Below are 3,886 nucleotides of genomic sequence, written 5' to 3' on the forward strand. Positions count from 1 at the left end.
GCAGGAGGCCGACGCGCTGTCGGCGCGGCCGGGATTCAGCGAGCATCAGCTCGGGCTCGCGGCCGACGTGGTCGCGTGCGGTGCCGCCGGCTGCGGCACGATCTACGAGCTGGGCGGGACCGCCCAGGGCGACTGGCTCGCTCAGAACTCCTGGCGCTACGGCTGGATCATCCGCTACGAGCACGGCCACACGCACGCGACCGGATACGAGCCCGAGCCGTGGCACCTTCGATACATCGGTCCGGAACTCGCCGAGGTCTATCACGAGGGCGGTCATCACACGCTCGAGGAGTTCTTCGGCCTGCCCGCCGCTCCCGACTACGGCTGATCCGCTTCGACCGACGACCGTTCATCCGATCCGGCTGTCGCCGATCCGGATCCGTCGCCTCCGCCGGTGATGCCACGCGCGTCAGAACAGGCGCGCGGGTTCCGGTGGCTGCGGCCGGGCCTTCGCCGAGGCGCGGCCCCGGGACGTCGTGATGATCCGCGCCGGGGTCGGCTGCGCAGGCCCCGGCTGCTCCGATCCCGGCTGCGCGGATCCGGGAGGCGCGGGCCGGCGCCATGGATCCTCGTCCGAGCGGCCGTAGAGCCGGTGCGAGCGGATCAGCGGGCGCACGCGCTGAGACAGCATCGAGCGGTACGCCTGTGGGGCGTTCACCGACGCCCCGGGATACAGCCCGCGGTACACAGGCAGCAGCTCCGGATGCTCGCGCGCGAGCCATCGCATGAACCAGGGCTTGACCCCCGGTCGCAGGTGCAGTGCGCCGTGCACGACCCGTGCGGCGCCGGCGGCCTTCACCCGCGTGAGCGCCGCGTCCAGCGCCTCCGGGGAGTCGGTGAGGTGGGGCAGGATCGGCATCATGAACACCGAGACGGCGAACCCCGCGTCTGTGGCCGCTCGCACGGTGTCGAGGCGCGCCTGCGCGGTCGGCGTGCCGGGCTCGATCGCCTGCTGAAGCTCGTCGTCGTAGACCGCGATCGACATCGCGATCGAGATCGGCACCTGATCGTGCAGCCGCGTCAGCAGCGGCAGGTCGCGCCGCAGCAGCGAGCCTTTGGTCAGGATCGAGAACGGGGTTCCCGACTCGGCGAGCGCGGTCGTGATGCCCGGCATCAGCTTGTATCGCCCCTCGGCGCGCTGGTACGGGTCGGTGTTCGTGCCGAGAGCCACGTGCTCGCGATTCCAGCTCGGCCGCGCGAGCTCGCGTCGCAGCACCTCGTCGACGTTCACCTTCACGACGATCTGGGAGTCGAAGTCCTTCCCCGCGTCGAGGTCGAGGTACTCGTGCGTCCCGCGGGCGAAGCAGTAGACGCAGGCATGAGTGCATCCACGGTAGGGATTGATCGTCCAGTCGAAGGGCATGCTGCTCGAGCGCGGTACGTGGTTGAGGGCCGACTTCGCCGCGACCTCGTGGAACGTCATGCCCGCGAACTCGGGCGTCGTCACGCTGCGCACCAAGCCGTCGAGGACCTCCATGCCGGGCAGCGCGTTGACGTCCTCCACGCCGAGCTCCTGCCCCTGCCATCTCACGCGCCTAGTCGAACAAAAATACGAAGCGAAGTCAAGCCAGTTCGAAGAAGCGTTCCCTTCCCGAGCCTGCGGGGTCGCGGTCGGGGCGAGGGCGAGAGGGGTGATGCCGGGGTGAAAAACGGGGCGAAAGATATGAGCCTGCGCGGCCGGCGGGGTAGGAAGAACGGGGCGCTCTGGCACAGCAGACGTTCAGCTCGTCTACGAGCGGAGACCGCCGGCGCCCGAGAGCGTCAGGCAATCAGGGGGAGTTCGCGATGCGCGCATGGGGGATCAGGGGTTCGAGGACTCGCGTCAGAAGGGCGACGGCGGCCCTCTCGGTCGCCGCACTCGTGGCGGGCATGTTCGGCATCGCGGGCGTCGTCATGGCCCCGACAGAGGCGCAGGCGGCCGCGCCCGTGTCGCCGAGGATGGCGCCGGGCAACCCGGGCACGCCGAGCGACCCGAGCGTGCTCTTCGAGGAGGACTTCGAGAACGTCTCAGGCACCGCCCCGGTCGGCCTGGCCGCGTATACGGGCGCTGACGGGCAGAGGTACACGGCCGACGCCGTCTGGCTGCAGAACTGCAACGGGCAGATCGTCAACTTCAACATCTCGTACACGAACCAGGGCAACTGCGGGTCGGCGGTCAGCTCCGCCAACCTGCGTCAGCTCACCTACGCGCTCGGCGTCCACTCCGACGCGACCGACCCCAACGCGAACGACGCTGTCGCGGCGTACACCGAGGGAAACCCGGGCGCGAACGCCGTCCAGTTCGCGACCGTCGATCCGATCCCGCTGGCGAGCGCCTCGGGCCGCTTCCTCACGTTCAGCGTCGACACCGCAGCCAAGAACTGCCAGGTCTCCCCTCCCCTGTACCAGTTCTCCTTCGTCTCGGAAGCAGGCACCGCCACCCCCGTCGGCGGGCAGCTGAATGCCTGCACGTCGAGTGAGACGGTCCCGGCTCCGGCGGTCGGCGGAGTCGCAGCTGCCGATGTCAGCGTCGGCACCTACACCTCGAACGGCTCTGTCCTGTTCGACGGTGCGTCGCTCGGCATCCGCATGGTGAACGCCAACGGCAGCGGCGTGGGCAACGACGCGGCGTTCGACAACATCCGCGTCCTGGACGTCACGCCGCAGCTCGACAAGAGCTTCAGCCCGACCAGCCTATACGTGGGCGGTTCGAGCACGCTCACCTTCACCGTCACCAACACGAGCGAGCTCGCGGCCAAGGCCGGCTGGTCGTTCACGGACGCGCTGCCCACGGGGCTCACCGTGGCGGCGCAGCCGAACATCGGCGGCACGTGCGACGCCGACACCACGGCCGCGCCCGGGGCGTCCTCCATCTCGATCGCCGACGGCAACCTCGCGGCCGGCCAGGCGTCCTGCACCATCACGGTCGATGTCACGTCCACGACCGCCGCCGCGTACGTGAACGGCCCCGACAACGTGACCACGGTCGGCCTGAACCAGCCGGGCGAGGCGCCGGTGGAGTTCCGCGAGCAGCCGGCCTTCAGCTGCACCTCGAACGCGCCGGGTCTGCTCTACCAGAACATCCCCGGCTCGGTCTCGACCATCGACCTCGTGACCGGCGAGTACGAGACCCAGCCGAACATCTTCCCGCGCAACATCAACGCGACGGGCTTCAACATCCTCGACGGGTACGTCTACGGCTACACGACGACGACAGAGCCGTACGAGATGGTGCGCGTCGGGCCCGACGGCAGCGTGCAGTCGCTCGGCCAGGTGCCCGGCATCGAGACCACGTTCCACGTCGGCGATGTCGACGCCGACGGGCACTACTGGGTGGCCAACACCACCGAGTGGTATGAGATCGACCTGGTGCCCGGTTCGCCGACGTACCGGACGGTGATCGACTCGGGTGCGCTCACGTTCCCGACGGGTGTTCCGGCCATCGCCGACTGGGCCGCCGTTCCCGGTGGGGGCGACTACCTCTACTCCGTCGGTACCGCCGCCGGAGGCACCGGCGTGCTCGTCCGCTTCAACCTCGACACGCACACGCTCGAGAATGTCGGATCGCTCGACGTGCCGATCAGCGCGGTGGGTGCGGTGTACGCCGATGCCGACGGGTTCCTGTACTCCTCCAGCAACGCCGACGGGCGGATCAACCGCATCGACATCCAGGATGTGACGGCCACGCTGTTCGCCGAGGGTCCCGCGTCGGCGCAGAACGACGGCGCGCGCTGCGCGTCCTCGCCGATCCTGCTCGACTTCGGTGACGCGCCCGACTCCTACGGCACGACGCTCGCGGCGGACGGCCCGCGTCACGGCATCCAGGGGCTGGCCGCCGGCGGCGCCACGGCGCCTCTGATGCTCGGCGGTTCGGTCGACTCCGAGACCGACGGCGCTCCCTCGGCCG

2 protein-coding genes and 1 pseudogene are annotated in these 3,886 nt (G+C 69.8%); 2 read left to right on the plus strand and 1 reads right to left on the minus strand.

Annotation, left to right across the window (positions count from 1 at the left end; genetic code table 11):
* Positions 1-328, plus strand: a 328-nt coding sequence (locus tag RIF89_RS11925) for a M15 family metallopeptidase (protein WP_309069326.1), incomplete at its 5' end; no start/stop codon positions are given.
* 81 nt (positions 329-409) lie between these two features.
* Here the strand turns inward: RIF89_RS11925 and RIF89_RS11930 are convergent.
* The gene (locus tag RIF89_RS11930) at positions 410-1,531 is read right to left on the minus strand and encodes an Rv2578c family radical SAM protein (RefSeq protein WP_309069327.1); all 1,122 of its coding nucleotides are present in this window, start codon (positions 1,529-1,531) and stop codon (positions 410-412) included.
* Between the two features lie 254 nt (positions 1,532-1,785).
* Between RIF89_RS11930 and RIF89_RS11935 the strand changes: the two are divergent.
* A pseudogene (locus RIF89_RS11935) lies at positions 1,786-3,886 on the plus strand (hypothetical protein); the annotation flags it as partial.

Source organism: Microbacterium sp., from assembly GCF_031178525.1.
Classification (GTDB): domain Bacteria; phylum Actinomycetota; class Actinomycetes; order Actinomycetales; family Microbacteriaceae; genus Microbacterium.